The following is a 15,374-nucleotide window of genomic DNA, read 5'->3' as shown; positions in this document are numbered from 1 at the left end:
ACAGGCCCTGAAGCGGCGGGGCCTCCCCTTCCCCGCCGCAGCCACACGCAGGCGGGACCTCCCCGGTCCCGTCGACGAGGGGAGGCGGGGCTCCCCCGGCCCCGCCTCCGCCACCCCCGCACCACCTCACTACTGCACCACCATCCTCACCCCCGTCCCCACCCCCGCCCACGACTTTCCCAGGGCGATACGCGTGCGAAGGAGCCCGCGATGAGTGAGATGATCACCGCGGACCTGGTCGATCTCGACCTGTCCGCCGAGACCAAAGAGGCGGCGGCACGCGCCCTCGCCGAGCGCATGGTGACCCTGGGCCGGGTGACCGACCTCGACGGCTTCCTCGCCGACGTGGCCGCCCGCGAGGCCCAGATGCCCACCGGCCTCGACGGCGGCATCGGCATCCCGCACTGCCGAAGCGAACACGTCACCGAGCCGACGCTCGCCTTCGGACGCAGCGCGGCCGGGATCGACTTCGGCGCCCCGGACGGCCCCGCCGACCTGATCTTCCTGATCGCCGCCCCCGCCGGTGCGGACGACGCGCATCTGACGATCCTGTCGTCGCTGGCCCGCCAGCTCATGAACGCCGAGTTCACGTCCGCGCTGCGGGCCGTGGACGACGCGGCGGCCGCGGCCGCGCTCATCCGCGGGGAGGAGTCCCCGGCGGCCGCGGCCGCGGCCTCGACCTCGGCCGCGCCCGCGGAGTCGGAGGACTCCGCTGCCGGCTCCAAGGACTCCGTGGCGGTCTCGGCGGCGGCCTCCGCCGACACCGCCACGGACACCACGCCTGACGCCCCCGCTGCCCCTCCGTTCCGGATCGTCGCCGTCACCTCCTGCCCCACCGGCATCGCGCACACCTACATGGCGGCCGAGTCGCTGGAGAACGCGGGCCGCGAGGCGGGCATCGAAGTCGTCGTCGAGACGCAGGGCTCGGCCGGCTTCACCCGGCTCGACCCGGCGGTCATCGCCGCGGCGGACGCCGTGATCTTCGCGCACGACGTGCCCGTACGGGACAAGGACCGCTTCGCCGGAAAGCCGACCGTCGACGTCGGCGTGAAGGCGGGTATCAACCGCCCCACCGAGCTGATCTCCGAGGTCCGCGGCAAGGCGGAGCGCGGCGAGGTCACCGCGGGCTCCGCGCCCGGCACACCGGTGGAGCGCGCCGGTGAGTCCGGCGAGGGCTACGGCAGCTTGCTCCGCAAGTGGCTGATGTCCGGCGTGAGTTACATGGTCCCGTTCGTCGCCGCGGGCGGTCTGCTGATCGCCCTGGGCTTCGCCATCGGCGGCTACGAGATCAACAAGGCCCCGTCGGTCATGGACCACTTCATCTGGACCCAGGCGGACAGCTGGGGCGCGCTGCTCTTCCAGATCGGCGGCGTCGCCTTCGGCTTCCTCGTCCCGGTGCTGGCCGGCTACATCGCGTACGGCATGGCGGACCGGCCAGGTCTCGTGCCCGGCTTCGTCGGCGGTGCGATCTCCCTCACCATCAACGCGGGCTTCCTCGGCGGTCTGGCCGCCGGTCTCATCGCCGGTGGTGTGGTGATCGGGATCCAGAAGGTCAAGATCCCGGCGGCGTTGCGCGGCATCATGCCCGTGGTGGTGATCCCGCTGATCTCCGCGGCGATCGTCGGATTCCTGATGTTCGTCGTCATCGGCAAACCCATCGCCTCCGCCCAGAAGGGCATGACCGACTGGCTGAACGGACTCACCGGCACCAACGCCATCCTGCTCGGCACGCTGCTCGGCCTGATGATGTGCTTCGACCTCGGTGGCCCGGTCAACAAGGTCGCGTACACCTTCGCCACCGCCGGTATCGCGGTCGCCAGCCCCAGCGACTCGGCCATGAAGATCATGGCCGCGGTGATGGCGGCCGGTATGGTTCCGCCGCTGGCCATGGCGCTGGCGACGACCGTGCGCGGCAAGCTCTTCACCCAGACCGAGCGTGAGAACGGCAAGGCGGCCTGGGTGTTGGGCGCCTCCTTCATCTCGGAAGGCGCGATCCCGTTCGCGGCGGCCGACCCCCTGCGGGTCATCCCCTCCGCGATGGCGGGTGGCGCGGTCACCGGCGCCCTGGCGATGTCCTTCGACACCACACTGCGCGCCCCGCACGGCGGTATCTTCGTGGTCCCGCTGATCGGCAACCCGTTCCTCTACCTCATCGCCATCGCCGCGGGCGTCTGCGTCACCACCGCCCTGGTGGTCGTCCTGAAGGGCATGCGCAAGCAGGCCCCCGAGGGCGCCGGTGCGAGCGTCGTCGACGGCGCGATAGCGGCGAAGGCCGAGTCCAAGGAGCCGGTCGCGGCCTGAGTCGCCGACCGCACACCCCGCCCTTTCAGGGCATCTGCGATATACGTCACGGCCCGGGACCAAAGTCCCGGGCCGCGGTGTTTACTGGAGCGTATGCCCGAGCATGTGTCGATCCCTCAGCTGATAGGCGTGACCGTCCTCGCCTTCGTGACCGCCCTGTGGATCGTCGGCGTGCGCCATCTGCTGCGCCGGGCTCGCATGAAGGCCGCCGCGGTGCGGCGCCACGAGGACACGCTCCGGGCGATGCCCCACCAGCGACAGTCCGGCCCTGTCGCGGAGTCCGTCGAACTCACCCCCGCGGAACACGCCGCCTTCGCCGGCCTGGTGCGCCAGTTCAGCGACAGCCGCCCGTAGCCCCCCGCTTTCCCCCGCCTTCAGCCGAGCGGCTCCGGGCTACCCACCCGCAGCCGCCGCGACCGAGCCTCGCCGCCGACCGGGCGGCCCACTCACAGCGGACCCCTGACCAAGCCCTACAGCCCGCGGGACCACGCACCCCTGGCCCAGCTCCACCCTCCGTCCGGCAGCCGCTCCTCGCCGAGCCCCACCGCCCACGGACCCGCCCGCCGCCGGGCGACCCGCGATCCTCCGGCCGAGCGCGTGCCGCTGGGTGACCCGCGATCCTCTGGCCGAGCGCGTGCCGCTGGGCGACCCGCGCTCCTCCGGCCGAGCGCGTGCCGCTGGGCGACCCGCGACCCGCGATCCTCCGGCCGAGCGCGTGCCGCTAGGTGACCCGCGATCCTCCGGCCGTGCCGCCCGCCGCTGGGCGACCCGTGCCGCCCGCTGCCAGGCGAGCCGCGCCGCCCGCCGCTAGGCGAGCCGCGCCGCCCGCCGTTCCATCGCCTCGCGTGCCGCGTGCTCCGTCGGGTAGACCTCGCACATGTGGCGTCCGTCCGGCGTCGCCGTGTGCTCGACCTCCCACAGGGAGATCTCCTGGCCGTCGCGGAGCAGGAACGCGTGCTCGTAGAGGGAGAAGCACAGCCCCACTTGGCCCGCCCGGCAGGGGCGGCCGAAGGCCTGTGTGATCTGGTGCGCGAAAGCGGTGCGCAGCAGCAGAGTCGAGAGGTCGGACCCCGGCCGGTCCGCGTTCTCCGCCCGCCGCAGCAGACGGCGCGCGTGGTCCGCCGAGTCGTCGGGCACGTAGGCGTGGCGCGGCTCGGGGACCGGCGCCAACTGGACCGTCACGGGCAGTTCGAAGTCCGGCGCGTCCGGCGGCAGCGGCAGCCGGGCGGTGGCGGCGCGCAGCTCCTCCTCGTCGTCGTACACCTCGTGCTGCGGCTCACGGCCCGGCGCCGTGTTGTGCACGAGCTCCCACAGTGTGACCGCGGAGCCGTCGGCGAGCAGCCAGGTGTGCCGGTACGTCTCGCGGTGCAGCCCCGCGCTGTGGTGCGCGGAGTGCAGCGAACTGTCCTGCGCCAGCGCGCAGTCGAGTCGCCGTATCGTCTCGTCGGGCAACTCGAAGGAGTTCAGGGCACGGCCGAGGAGTCGCGCGAGGTGCTCCTCCGGAGACTCGGGCGACTCGGGTTGTTCGTACGCTGCTGTCTCGTACGGAACGCTCAAGGCTTCTCCCGGCGTTGCTGCATGTCACCTTGTGGGTGCATACCGTAGCCCCTCGGTCGGACATCATGTCCGCGAACCGAGAAAACGTACGGAGGTAAAACGAGCGGGCCGCGCGGCAAGTTCCCACACGGCCCGCCGCGACGTCAAAAGGCCCTCGTCAGGCGGCACTTCCGGCGGTCCACGCGCTCCATGACATGTTCCAGCCGTTCAGTCCGTTGTCCGGCGCGACCGTCTTGTCGGGCGAGTTCTTGACCGTCACGACGTCCCCGACGAGAGAGTTGTCGTAGAACCACTTGGCGGTCGTGTCCCCCTGCGCGCCCCGCACATCCGCCAGCCCCACGCACCCGTGACTGGTGCCCTGGCGACCGAAGGGCGGATTGCCCTTGTTGTACCAGTAGTTGCCGTGGATGAACGTCCCCGACGAGGTCAGTCGCATCGCGTGCGGCACGTCCGGGATGTCGTACTCGCCGCCGTAGCCCACCGTCGAGCCGTTCATCCGGGTCTGCGTGAACTTCTCGGAGATCACCATCTGCCCGTTGTACGTGGTGTGCTCCGGGCTGCCTGCCGAGATCGGCACCGTCTTGAGGGTCTTGCCGTCCCGCACCACCGTCATGGTCTGCGTGTTGACGTCGACCGTGGAGACCTGGGAGCGGCCGATGGTGAAGGTGACCGTCTTGTCCTGCACCCCGTAGACGCCGTTCGCACCCTCGACGCCGTCCAGGTCGATCTTCATCGTGACCTTGGAGCCGGCCTTCCAGTACGCCTCGGGCCGGAAGTCGAGCCGCTGCGCCCCGAACCAGTGCCCGACCACCTGCTGCCCACTGCTGGAGGAGACCGTGATGTGCGACTGCACAGCCTTCTGATTGTTGATCACCTTGTCGAAGGTGAACGACACCGGCATCCCGACGCCGACCGTGGTGCCGTGGTCGGGCGTGTACGTGCCGATGAAGCTGTTGTCCGAAGAGACCGTCGTGAAAATGGAGTTGGCGGCGGCCGTGCGCCCGTTCGTGTCCTTGGCGGTGGCCGAGATCCGATACTTCGTCCCGCGCTCCAACTGCTCCTTCGGCTTCCAGCTGCCGCCGTTCGCCGATATCGCCCCCGGCACCGCCGCCCCGGTCCCCGAGACCGTCATCTTCACGTCGGTCAGCCTGCCGTCGCTGACCCGCACCCCGGTCGCGTTGATGGACGCGCCCGTCGAACCGTCCTTGGCGGAGATGGCGATCTTCGCCGTGGACGTGTTGGCCGAGCTCTTTCCGCTCCCGCCGTCCTTGCCATCCTTGTTGTCGGCGCTGGCGTCGCCGCCGCAGGCGGTGAGGGTGAGGGCGCCGACCATCAGGGCGGCACAGGCCCCGAGTGCGCGCCACGCTGTCGAGTTCGGCGTTGTCACGGGCTGCTCCGGTTTCTTGTGATGTGCGTGATCCGCTCCAGTACGTGGAGAAAGAGCGAGCGGCAGCGGAACGGGTTCCCTCCACCCGCGCGGAACACCAGCACGTGACAGAACCGGGACAATCCCTCGATCTCAGTTGTCAGCGGGCGACGTGAAGTACTCGGGGCCCCTACAACTCCCCGTACAGCTCCCCGTACGACGGCCACACCCCACCCGGCCCGTCCACCGGTGCGGCCGCCCGCACCGCCCGGACGATCGCCCGCGTCACCAGGTCCGCGCCCGCCGCGAGGACCTCATTGAGCGCGAGGGGATGCTCGGCGAGCGGCCTGGCACCCGTGGCCAGCGCGAACACCGTGTCCCCGTCGTTGAGCAGATGCACCGGCCGCACCGCGCGCGCGATCCCGTCGTGTGCCGTGCCCGCCAGCTTGTGCGCCTGCGCGCGTGTGAGGTCGGCGTCGGTGGCGACGACGGCGAGCGTGGTGTTCAGCGGGGGAGGCCCGCTCTTCGCCGCCGCCTCGGCCAGCCGCCGCCGGGCCGCCTCGTGGACCTCGGACGCGGGATACGTCGTACGTCCGCCTCGCAGCAGCTCCCCGTACAACACCCCCGTCTCCGGGTCCATCGCCGAACCCACCGCGTTGGCCACCACCAGCGCGGCCACCGTGATCCCCGAGTCGAGCACGACGCTCGCCGTCCCGACCCCGCCCTTGATCTGCCCCACCGCCGCCCCGGTCCCCGCGCCCACGCACCCCTCCGGCACCGGGGCACCCTCCTCGCTCGCGCCGGCCGCCTCGACCGCGGTCCTGCCGGTGGACGCGTCCGGCCTCGCCCGGAAGTCGCCGCCGCGGCCCAGGTCGAAGACGCAGGCGGCGGGCACGACCGGCACGACGTGCGCCGGATCGGCGTCCACGCGCACCCCGCGTCCTCGCTCCTCCAGCCAGCCCATCACGCCGGAGGCCGAGTCCAGCCCGTAGGCGCTGCCACCGGTCAGCACGACCGCCTCGACCTTCTGCACCAGGTTGCGCGGGTCGAGCGCGTCGGTCTCCTTGGTGCCGGGCCCGCCGCCCCGCACATCCACGGCCGCGACGGCGCCACCCGGAGGGGCGAGCACGACCGTGGTGCCGGTGAGCCAACCGCCGCCCGTACACGTCGCGTGTCCCACGCGCAGGCCCGCCACATCCGTCAGAGCGTCAACCGTCATGGGCCCAGTGTTTCGGCCCGGCGCTTCCCGTGTCACTTTTCCGGACCAAGAAAGCGATCAAGGTTGAGGATCCTTCGCTTTGCCTCCGTCCGGCAGTTCACCGGCGGCCTGCTGGGTGGGTGGGACAGTTGTCTGTGGCTCAGTTCTTCGCGGCGGGGGGACAACGGCTCCCAGCGCTCGGGAGCTTCAGCTCCGTGAGGTAATCGTCAACGGCGTCGCGTGTGCAGTCGCTGCGGCCGTAGACGCTGTGTCCCGCGCCCTGGTAAGGCAGCAGGACAGTCGTCTTGCGGGTCTGCCGGTGCACGTTGGTCGCCCATGTGTAGTTGTTCGCCGGGTCGTGCAGCGAATGCAGCATGAGGACTTTGGGTGCCTCGGTAGGCATGCCAAGGTCAACGAGCTGGGGACGGCCGTCAGTAGGCGCGCTTGAGGCGGGTGAGCTTGGCCAGCGCGGCGTTGAGGCTGACCTGGAGTCCTTCGACCTCGTCGAGCCAGCCGTTGGCACTGGCCTCGGTGATGCGCTCACGGAGGTTCCGGATGATCTCGATGAGGCGGGGCCGCTGCTGCGGATCGAGCCGGAGCGCAGGCCAACGGATGCAGGCTTCTCTGGACTGGCGATAGCCCGGGCGAACGGGCGGGAGGGAAGATCATGATTGTCTCGGCTCGCCTCGGGGCCAGGAACTACTGTCGCGGGCATGGTCGAACACGATGCCCTCAGTGCTACCCGCGAGGCTTACGACGTTGCGGCCCCCACCTATGCGCAGCTGTTCCGCGACGCGCTGCGTGACAGGCCCCTGGACCGCGCGATCTTGGGTGCCTTCGCCGAGGTTGTAAGGGCGAGTGGGGACGGTCGGGTCGCGGACCTGGGGTGTGGTCCTGGCCATATCACTGCTTATCTTGACGAGTTGGGGCTGGCGGCGTTTGGTGTCGATGCCTCTCCTGCGATGATCAAGTTGGCTCGACAGGCCTGTCCGGGCCTGCGGTTCGACGTGGGCTCGATGGCCGCGTTGAACATCGCTGACGGCGTGCTGGGCGGCGTACTCTCGCGCTGGTCCATCATCCACACTCCGCCGCAGGAACTCCCCGTCATCCTGGCGGAGTTCCATCGTGTGCTGGCACCTGGCGGCCACCTTCTGGTCGGCTTTTCGGCAAGCGATGATCCGTCTCACCCGACGCAGGTCTTCGATCACACAGTCGCGCCGGCCTATCGGTGGTGGCCTGATCACCTCGCCGCGATGCTGCGCAAGTCCGGGTTGGCCGAGGTGGCCCGGATGGTTCGCGAGCCTCAGCCCACCGACCGAAGGCAGTTCCAGGAGGTTCAACTGCTCGCCCGCAAAGCCTAGGCAGGGGCTGCCTTATCGAACACATGACCGTATCCAACCTGCCGCACGGGGAGCCGTCAGGCTCCAGGCGCCGACTCGTGATCAGGGCTCACCGCCTGCCGAGCGCCCCTGTACGCCGTCAAGGTCCCCCCGACCGCCACCGTCAGCGCCGCCACGATGCCCGCGGTGGGCACCGCCCAGTCACCCAGGAAGGTGCACAGGATGACCAGCAACGCGGACGTCGGCAGCACGATTTGCTCGGCGATGCCCACCTTGAAGTAGCGCGCGTGCAGCCCCCAGACGGTGAGGAGGAACAGCGCAGTCGGCAGTGTCACCGACGCGGACGCGGAGAGCGTCGAGATGTGGGCCTTGCCGACCGCCTGCTCGACCGCGACCTCCAGACCCGCGCCGATCGCGGCCGCCGACGCGAAGATCAGGTAGTGGCCGTAGCCCCACACGAACGCCTGCGCGCTGGACCGCAGATGCCCGTGGATGGGCACCGCGAAGTAGATCCACCACGCGGAGAAGACGATCAGCAGTCCGCCCGCCGCGATCGGCAGCAGCTCGCCCAGTGCTTCGTGCTCGTCCACGCCCGACTTCACGGCAACCGTGGCCGCGGCGATCGTCTCGCCCAACACGATGATCGTGAACAGGCCGAACCGCTCGGAGATGTGGTGTGGATGCCAAGGTGTGGTGGAGTCCTTCTCCGCGTACACCGGGACGCACAACTCGACCAGCACCATCACCAGGAACAACCAGGGACGACCGGACTCCGGCAGGATCAGCAGCCCCAGCCAGCCGATCAGGCACAGCAGCACCCCACCCGCGTACCGCAGCGCCATGGTTTTCTCGGCGCCCTGGGTGGACCGTGCCACCCGCAGCCACTGCGAGATCAACGCGAATCTCATGATCGCGTAGCCGAGCCAGACGATCAGGAAGTTGTGGTTGTCGAACGCCTGGGACACCCCTGCGGCAAGGACCAGGACACCGGCGATCTGTACCAGCGTCACGCCCCTGAAGGCCACGTCGTCGTTGTCGTACGCCGAGGAGAACCAGGTGAAGTTCATCCACGCCCACCAGATGGAGAAGAAGACCATCGCGTAGTTGAGGATGCCCTCGCCCGCGTGTCCCTCGGCCATCGTGTGCACCAGTTGGGCGCCGGCCTGGGCGATGGCCACGACGAAGCACAGGTCGAAGAAGAGCTCCAGCGGCGACGCGACCCGGTGAGCCTCCGCCCGCCCCCGCGCGGTCATTTTGCGCAGGGGCCGCCTGTGCGGGGGAGGCTGCGGTGTTGAATCGGATGCGGATGCGGATGCGGATGCGGAACCGGACGTCATAGGGCCAAGCACAGCAGAAAAGGGCCTCGGTTGCCCAGGCTGAGGACTGGGACCCGCAGCTGGGCCGGGATGGGTCGCCAGCCCCTCGGCGTACCCTGGAGGCATGACTACCGGCCCCGCCCCCGAACCACGCACCGCGTCGCCCCGGGGGGAGTCCCCGGCTGTCCGGAAGTCGGCGTTGGACTTCGACGACCCGCTGAGCCAGCAGTCCTCCGACGACACGGACCGGGGGTGGGGCGAGCAGGCTGCCGGCGACGGTGACAGCGCGGCCGACCTGAAGCGCTTCCTCGACGAGAAGCCGCCGCACCACCTCTGAGCCCCGGCCCGGCGGAGCCGCTGGGTCCTGGCCCGGAGACTCTGAGCCCCCGCCCGGAGCCGGGCCGTCACTCCTGGCTGTGTCCCGAACCGCGCTGTGCGACCAGGGCGTCGCGGATCTCCTTCAGCACCTCCAGCTCGGTCACCTCGATGACCTCGTGCGTGCCCTCCTTCGCCTTCTGGCGGGCCGCCTGCCGTGCCAGGTACTTGGACATCGGTAGAACCATCAGGAAGTAGACGACGGCCGCGGTGATCACAAAGCTGAGCGTGGCACCCAGCACCGAGCCCCACAGGATCCGGACGCCCGTCGCGGTGTCCCCGCTGCCGGTGCAGGGCGCCTTGATGCATGAGCTGTAGCTGTCGAGGTTCTTCGTGCCGATCGCGCCCACCAGCGGGTTGATGATGCCCTTCACCACCGAGTTGACGATGTTGGTGAAGGCCGCGCCGATGACCACCGCGACGGCCAGATCGACGACGTTGCCCCGCGTCAGAAAGACCTTGAAGCCATCCCAGACGCCGGGTTTCTTCTTCTCGCTCACCAAGGGGCCCCTCTGCGCAAGTTGTGGAACAAACAGCTCCGCAACCTACGGCAGGGCGTGCCGCGGCTGTCCAATTCGGTAGTTGTGACGAGGGACTTGACACCGATTCGATACTCAGCACAGCGTCACCGCCAGCCGTGCGGTCGTGCCGACGCCGGCCAGCCGCGCCGCCGTGGGCCGCGGCACCGAGAGCACGACCAGCGCCCCGGTCTCGGTGGTGTCGAAGTCCGGCACCTCGGTCACTCGCGCCCCGGCCGCGACCACTCGCCCCTCGCCTACACCGTCCGCCGCGACCACATCGACCCGGTCGCCCGGCCCGAGCAGCCGCACCGTGGCCGCGTCGGCGATCCGCACCGGAGCCGCCACCATCTCGACCCCGCGCCCCCGACGTAAGGGAGAGGAAGGGGAGGAGGCGGAAGAGGAAGAGGGAGGGGACGTGGAGGTGGACGCGGAGGGGGATGCGGTCGCCGGATGCCCCCGCGCCCGCTCGGCGTCATGAGGGCCCGCCGCAACGAGGGCAGCCGCCGTGACCGCGAGTCCCGCGGCCACGGCCCGCCGTTTGTGCCGGGTGAGGCGCCGCAGCCCGTACCGCCCGCCGCGCACACGCACCGGCGCGAACTGAGGCACCTCGCAGATCGGAGGAGCGTCCACGCCGGGTGGGCGTACAGGATCCGTGCCCTGCGGGCGTACGAGAGGGGAGAGATGTGCCATGGGGACCACCACCTGCGACGAGGGATCGGCTTGCGATCCCACGATGAGGCGTCGCGGCGGATCCCGCTGAAGCCCGTGGACTACTCATGAGTTGTGGACAACTGCCTCACCCGAACGGGAGGTTCATGGAAGTTCACGAAGGCTCGTGGAGGTTCCGCCTCGTGTGGGCGGCCGTCACGGCATCTCGAACCCCGGATCCATCCCACCCAACGCCGTCGTGCACAGACAGTCCCGCTTTCCGTTCGCCGGCAGCCCCGCCACCACGTCGAACAGCACATCCCGCAGCCTGTCCACGTTCGCCGCGAACACCTTCAGCACCTCGTCGTGCGAGACGCCCGTGCCGTGCTCCGCGCCCGCGTCGAGGTCGGTGACCAGGGTCAACGAGGTGTAGCAGAGCTCGAGTTCACGCGCGAGCGCGGCCTCGGGGTGGCCGGTCATGCCCACCACGGACCAGCCCTGAGCCTGGTGCCACAACGATTCGGCGCGGGTGGAGAACCGGGGCCCCTCTATCACCACGAGCGTGCCGCCGTCCACGGGCTCCCAGTCCCGTCCGCGCGCCGCCGCGAGGGCGGCCTTGCGGCCGATGGGGCAGTAGGGGTCGGCCAGCGACACGTGCACCACGTTGGGCACCGTGGCGTCCGGCAGCGGCAGTCCGTCGAAGTACGTCTGCGGCCGCGCCTTCGTACGGTCGACCAGCTGGTCCGGTACGAGGAGTGTCCCCGGCCCGTACTCGGGTCGCAGTCCGCCCACCGCGCAGGGGCCGAGGATCTGGCGCGCGCCGACGGAGCGCAGCGCCCACAGGTTGGCCCGGTAGTTGATGCGGTGCGGTGGCAGATGGTGGCCGCGGCCGTGGCGGGGGAGGAAGGCGACCCGCCGCCCGGCGATCTCGCCGAGGAACAGGGAGTCGCTGGGCGGCCCGTAGGGGGTGTCCACCTGGATCTCGGTCACGTCGTCGAGGAAGGAGTAGAAGCCTGAGCCGCCGATGACACCGATCTCTGCGTTCGCCATGACGAGCACATTAGCTGGCCCCGGAAACGCCGAAGGCCCTGCCGTCGTACGACGGCAGGGTCCTCGCGGGAAGCCTTATGCGGCCGAGCTGCTGCTGGACGAGCCGGTGCCCGACGAGCTGGAGCTCGACGACTTCGAGTCCGAGGAGGACGACGAGGTCGTCGACGACGAAGACGAAGAGGTCGACGGCTTGGCCGACGCCGGCGAGGTGCTCGACGAGGAGCCGCGGCTGTCGTTGCGGTAGAAGCCGGAGCCCTTGAAGACAATGCCGACGGCCGAGAACACCTTCTTCAGGCGGCCACCGCAGTTGGGGCACTCGGTCAGGGCATCGTCGGTGAACTTCTGCACCGCCTCGAGGCCCTCGCCGCACTCGGTGCACTGGTATTGGTAGGTCGGCACTTGTCTTCCTCCTGGCACTCTCACTCAATGAGTGCTAACGACGATCCATACTGACCTATTCCGAGAGATCAGTCCACTGTCACCGGCACTCGGTGACCGACGCCACGTGCGACGGTGCGGCCGGGGGGCCGCGAATCCAGCCGTGACCGCAGGGCCACCAGGGTCACCAGAGCCAGTGCCGTACCGGTCATCGGCACCAGGAACCCGGCGCCGTCCCAGAGGCGGTCCTCCAGCTGTCCGGCGACCGTGACGGCCGCTGCCTGGCCGAGCGCGACGGCGCCGGTCAGCCAGGTGAAGGCCTCGGTACGGGCGCCCGTCGGTACCAGCCCCTCAACCAGCGTGTAGCCGGTGATCAGGGCCGGAGCGATGCACATGCCCACCAGAAGTCCGATTCCGGCGAGCACGACCACGGAGTGGGCGGCCCACAGCCCCGACGCGGTGAGTGCAAGGGCGGCGTACCCGATGACGAGGCGCCGCTGCGGGGCCACCTTCCAGGCGATGGCGCCGCAGACGATGCCGGAGAGCATGTTGCCCGCGGCGAAGACGCCGTACAGGACGCCGTTCAGGCCGGGCTCGCCGATCGACTCGCTGAACGCGGCGAGCGAGACCTGCATGCCGCCGAAGACCGAGCCGATGCCCAGGAAGGTCACGATCAGGACGCGCACTCCGGGGACCCGCAGAGCGGAACCGTGCTCCACGCGCGCGTGCCCGTCGAAAACGACAGCGGGCTGGGTGCTCTTCTGCGCGGCGAAGAGGAGACCGCCGACCAGGGTCAGCGCCGCCTCGGTCAGCAGGCCCGCGGCCGGGTCCACGGTGGTGCACAGGGCGGTCGCCACCAGCGGGCCGAACACGAAGGTCAGCTCGTCCGTCACGGACTCGAAGGCCGCCGCGGTGGTCATCAGGGGCGAGTCCTGGAGCTTCACGCCCCAGCGGGCGCGCACCATGGGCCCGATCTGCGGTACCGAGGCACCGGTCGGCACGGCGGCGACGAAAAGGGCCCACAGGGGGGCGTCCATCAGCGCGAGCGCCGTCAGGAAGACGCCGGACAGGGTGTGGGCCAGTACGCCGGGCAGCAGGACGGCGCGCTGCCCGTAGCGGTCGGCGAGACGGCCGGTGAAGGGGGCGAACAGCGCCATGGAGACACCGGTGACGGCGGCGACGGCGCCGGCGGCGCCGTACGAGCCGGTGGTGTGCTGGACGAGGAGCACGAGGGAGATGGTCAGCATCGCGAACGGCTGGCGTGCGGCGAAGCCGGGAAGCAGGAACGTCCAGGCGCCGCGGGTGCGCAGCAGCTGTCCGTACCCCGGGCGGGAGGTGACCGTGGATGCCACGGCCCGTGCCTTTCTGCCGCCTGGTAGCGCGACCCCTTTCATCGGGCGCGTTCGCCTCCGGAGCGCTACAGCCGGTGTCGAGAGGGCGACCGTGCTCAGCCCTTAGGGCCTCCGCGCGCTCACCCTCTCGACACCGGCGCACTCCTTCGGCTCACACGCCCTGCGGGGGGCGCCGAGAGCTGTCCTCTTGCGCGGAACTGCGGTAGATGCCGCGCTGCCCCTGTGAGGGCATCGTGGCCGCCATACGGTCGCGCCAGCTCTGCGTCAGACAGAGTTGGTTCGATCAAGATGTGCCTTCATCGTACAGGGATGGAGGGGTGGGTGCCTGTGAAAGCAGGCACCATGGCACCGTTCGCCTGCGAATGTAGATCCGCCCTTAACGGCCGGTTCCGGTTTCCGTTCCGGTGCCGTTGCCCGCGGTCCCCAGCCAGCCCGCCAGCTTGCCGCCCTGGCCGACCGCGCGGAGCCGCTGTTCCGCGGCGTCCCGGACCGGATCGGTGGCCACCACGAGCAACTCGTCGTAGCGCCGCAGGACGGTCGTGGGCAGGGGCACGAAAGACTTCCCGTCGCGCACGACGAGCGTGACGGCGGCGCCCGCGGGCAGCCGCAGCTCGGCCACCTCGACGCCGTGCATGCGCGATCCCTTCGGGATCGCGACGGACAGCAGATGGCCGCGCAGCCGCTCCAGGGGTGCCGACTCGATGCCCAGGTCGGCGGCGCCCGCACCCTCGCCAAGCCGCAGTTTCCGGGCCAGCCAGGGCAGCGTGGGTCCCTGGACGAGGGTGTAGACGACGACCAGGACGAAGACGATGTTGAAGATCCGGCGGCTCTCCGCGATGCCGCTCACCATCGGGATGGTCGCCAGGATGATGGGCACGGCGCCGCGCAGCCCCGCCCAGGACATCAGCACCTGCTCCGGCCACGGCACACGGAACGGCAGCAGGCCGACCACGACGCTCAGGGGCCGCGCGACCATGGTCAGCACCAGGCCTATGACGATCGCGGGCCAGATGTCGTCGCCAATCTCGTGTGGCGTGACCAGCAGGCCGAGCAGGACGAACATGCCGATCTGGGCGATCCAGCCGAGTCCGTCGGCGAAGCCGCGGGTGGCGGGCCAGTGCGGCAGCTTCGCGTTGCCGAGCACCATCGACGCGAGATACACGGCGAGGAATCCGCTGCCGTGGGCGAGCGCTCCGGCCGCGTACGCCGTGACCGCGATCGCCATCACGGCGATCGGGTAGAGGCCGGAGGCCGGCAGCGCCACATGCCGCAGCCCGAGCCCGCCGAGCCAGCCGACCGCGAGCCCGATGGCGGCGCCGATGGCCAGCTCCAGGGCTATCTCGCCCAGCAGTGCGTACCAGTGCTCGACCGGGCCCGCCGTGCTGAAGGCGACGACCAGGATGACCACCGGAGCGTCGTTGAAGCCCGATTCAGCCTCCAGGACGCCCGTCACGCGCGCGGGGAGGGGCACTTTCCGCAGCACCGAGAAGACCGCCGCCGCGTCCGTCGAGGACACCACCGCACCGATGATGAACGCCTGCCGCCACTCCAGGCCGACCAGATAGTGGGCGCCCGTGGCCGTCACCCCGACACTGACCGCGATGCCGACCAGCGCCAGTGAGGTGGCGGCCGGAAGTGCCGGCTTGATCTCCTTCCACTTCGTGCCGAGACCGCCCTCGGCCAGGATCACGACCAGGGCCGCGTACCCGATGACCTGGGTCATCTCGGCGTTGTCGAAGTGGATGTTGCCGATCCCGTCCTGGCCCATGGCGATGCCGATGCCCAGGTAGACGAGCAGGCTGGGGAACCCGCTGCGCGAGGAGATACGAACCGCTGCCACCGCGACGAGCAGAACGAGCGAGCAGATGAGGAGGAGCTGGTTGAGGTCGTGGACAGTCAGCGGCTGGTCCCTTCTTGCCAATCCGGACGCCGGATCCGAACACATGGATCACGCACATGGATCACGCACATG

At 70.1% G+C, this 15,374-nt stretch carries 15 protein-coding genes; 4 read left to right on the top strand and 11 right to left on the bottom strand.

Features of this window, described 5'->3' with window-relative positions:
* Positions 1 to 210: 210 nt before the first annotated feature.
* Together ACX28W_RS17495 and ACX28W_RS17490 are read left to right on the top strand one after the other, a co-directional pair.
* On the top strand, positions 211 to 2,301 hold the full coding sequence (locus tag ACX28W_RS17495; protein ID WP_458999888.1) for a PTS fructose transporter subunit IIABC: 2,091 nt from the start codon (positions 211 to 213) through the stop codon (positions 2,299 to 2,301).
* Between the two features lie 93 nt (positions 2,302 to 2,394).
* Entirely contained in the window at positions 2,395 to 2,655 is a 261-nt protein-coding gene (locus tag ACX28W_RS17490; RefSeq protein ID WP_458999887.1) for a hypothetical protein, read from the top strand.
* 453 nt (positions 2,656 to 3,108) lie between these two features.
* Here ACX28W_RS17490 and ACX28W_RS17485 read toward each other — a convergent pair whose 3' ends face one another.
* The 4 genes from ACX28W_RS17485 to ACX28W_RS17470 form a co-directional block, all read right to left on the bottom strand.
* A complete protein-coding gene (locus tag ACX28W_RS17485; protein WP_458999885.1) occupies positions 3,109 to 3,858 on the bottom strand; it encodes a DUF6227 family protein in 750 nt (249 codons plus the stop codon).
* Positions 3,859 to 4,015: 157 nt separating this feature from the next.
* Positions 4,016 to 5,245, bottom strand: a complete 1,230-nt coding sequence (locus tag ACX28W_RS17480) for a L,D-transpeptidase (RefSeq protein ID WP_458999884.1) — start codon at positions 5,243 to 5,245, stop codon at positions 4,016 to 4,018.
* 169 nt (positions 5,246 to 5,414) lie between these two features.
* Entirely contained in the window at positions 5,415 to 6,443 is a 1,029-nt protein-coding gene (locus ACX28W_RS17475) for a P1 family peptidase (RefSeq protein ID WP_458999883.1), read from the bottom strand.
* A 139-nt stretch (positions 6,444 to 6,582) separates the two neighbouring features.
* Entirely contained in the window at positions 6,583 to 6,825 is a 243-nt protein-coding gene (locus tag ACX28W_RS17470) for an alpha/beta hydrolase (RefSeq protein ID WP_458999882.1), read from the bottom strand.
* Positions 6,826 to 7,135: 310 nt separating this feature from the next.
* Between ACX28W_RS17470 and ACX28W_RS17465 the strand changes: the two genes are divergently transcribed.
* Positions 7,136 to 7,783, top strand: coding sequence for a class I SAM-dependent methyltransferase (locus tag ACX28W_RS17465; RefSeq protein ID WP_458999881.1), 648 nt, complete (start codon positions 7,136 to 7,138; stop codon positions 7,781 to 7,783).
* A gap of 56 nt (positions 7,784 to 7,839) precedes the next feature.
* Here ACX28W_RS17465 and ACX28W_RS17460 read toward each other — a convergent pair whose 3' ends face one another.
* Positions 7,840 to 9,099 (bottom strand): low temperature requirement protein A, encoded by a 1,260-nt coding sequence (locus ACX28W_RS17460; protein ID WP_458999880.1) that lies wholly within the window; start codon positions 9,097 to 9,099, stop codon positions 7,840 to 7,842.
* Between the two features lie 103 nt (positions 9,100 to 9,202).
* Here ACX28W_RS17460 and ACX28W_RS17455 point away from each other — a divergent pair, with 103 nt between their 5' ends.
* Positions 9,203 to 9,415: a hypothetical protein gene (locus ACX28W_RS17455; protein ID WP_458999879.1), complete on the top strand. Its 213-nt coding sequence runs from the start codon at positions 9,203 to 9,205 to the stop codon at positions 9,413 to 9,415.
* 67 nt (positions 9,416 to 9,482) lie between these two features.
* Here ACX28W_RS17455 and ACX28W_RS17450 read toward each other — a convergent pair whose 3' ends face one another.
* From ACX28W_RS17450 to ACX28W_RS17425, 6 genes are all read right to left on the bottom strand, one after another.
* Positions 9,483 to 9,953, bottom strand: a complete 471-nt coding sequence (locus tag ACX28W_RS17450) for an MscL family protein (RefSeq protein ID WP_458999878.1) — start codon at positions 9,951 to 9,953, stop codon at positions 9,483 to 9,485.
* Positions 9,954 to 10,067: 114 nt separating this feature from the next.
* A complete protein-coding gene (locus tag ACX28W_RS17445; protein WP_458999877.1) occupies positions 10,068 to 10,664 on the bottom strand; it encodes a hypothetical protein in 597 nt (198 codons plus the stop codon).
* 174 nt (positions 10,665 to 10,838) lie between these two features.
* Positions 10,839 to 11,672, bottom strand: coding sequence for an S-methyl-5'-thioadenosine phosphorylase (locus ACX28W_RS17440; protein WP_458999876.1), 834 nt, complete (start codon positions 11,670 to 11,672; stop codon positions 10,839 to 10,841).
* Between the two features lie 75 nt (positions 11,673 to 11,747).
* Positions 11,748 to 12,071: an FmdB family zinc ribbon protein gene (locus ACX28W_RS17435; protein WP_458999875.1), complete on the bottom strand. Its 324-nt coding sequence runs from the start codon at positions 12,069 to 12,071 to the stop codon at positions 11,748 to 11,750.
* A gap of 68 nt (positions 12,072 to 12,139) precedes the next feature.
* Positions 12,140 to 13,402, bottom strand: coding sequence for an MFS transporter (locus ACX28W_RS17430; protein ID WP_458999874.1), 1,263 nt, complete (start codon positions 13,400 to 13,402; stop codon positions 12,140 to 12,142).
* A gap of 376 nt (positions 13,403 to 13,778) precedes the next feature.
* Positions 13,779 to 15,347 (bottom strand): potassium/proton antiporter, encoded by a 1,569-nt coding sequence (locus ACX28W_RS17425; RefSeq protein WP_458999873.1) that lies wholly within the window; start codon positions 15,345 to 15,347, stop codon positions 13,779 to 13,781.
* Positions 15,348 to 15,374 lie beyond the last annotated feature (27 nt).

The organism is Streptomyces sp. SD15 (assembly GCF_054462255.1).
Note: the sequence above shows the minus strand (reverse complement) of the source record. Positions and strands in the feature narration are given on the sequence as shown.

What these genes read in the sequence shown, in the direction of transcription:
- ACX28W_RS17465 (WP_458999881.1), top strand. Translation starts at nt 7,136, where the DNA reads ATGGTCGAACACGATGCCCTCAGTGCTACCCGCGAGGCTTACGACGTT.
- ACX28W_RS17475 (WP_458999883.1), bottom strand. Translation starts at nt 6,443, where the DNA reads ATGACGGTTGACGCTCTGACGGATGTGGCGGGCCTGCGCGTGGGACAC.
- ACX28W_RS17490 (WP_458999887.1), top strand. Translation starts at nt 2,395, where the DNA reads ATGCCCGAGCATGTGTCGATCCCTCAGCTGATAGGCGTGACCGTCCTC.
- ACX28W_RS17445 (WP_458999877.1), bottom strand. Translation starts at nt 10,664, where the DNA reads ATGGCACATCTCTCCCCTCTCGTACGCCCGCAGGGCACGGATCCTGTA.
- ACX28W_RS17470 (WP_458999882.1), bottom strand. Translation starts at nt 6,825, where the DNA reads ATGCCTACCGAGGCACCCAAAGTCCTCATGCTGCATTCGCTGCACGAC.
- ACX28W_RS17495 (WP_458999888.1), top strand. Translation starts at nt 211, where the DNA reads ATGAGTGAGATGATCACCGCGGACCTGGTCGATCTCGACCTGTCCGCC.
- ACX28W_RS17455 (WP_458999879.1), top strand. Translation starts at nt 9,203, where the DNA reads ATGACTACCGGCCCCGCCCCCGAACCACGCACCGCGTCGCCCCGGGGG.
- ACX28W_RS17440 (WP_458999876.1), bottom strand. Translation starts at nt 11,672, where the DNA reads ATGGCGAACGCAGAGATCGGTGTCATCGGCGGCTCAGGCTTCTACTCC.
- ACX28W_RS17460 (WP_458999880.1), bottom strand. Translation starts at nt 9,099, where the DNA reads ATGACGTCCGGTTCCGCATCCGCATCCGCATCCGCATCCGATTCAACA.
- ACX28W_RS17425 (WP_458999873.1), bottom strand. Translation starts at nt 15,347, where the DNA reads ATGTGTTCGGATCCGGCGTCCGGATTGGCAAGAAGGGACCAGCCGCTG.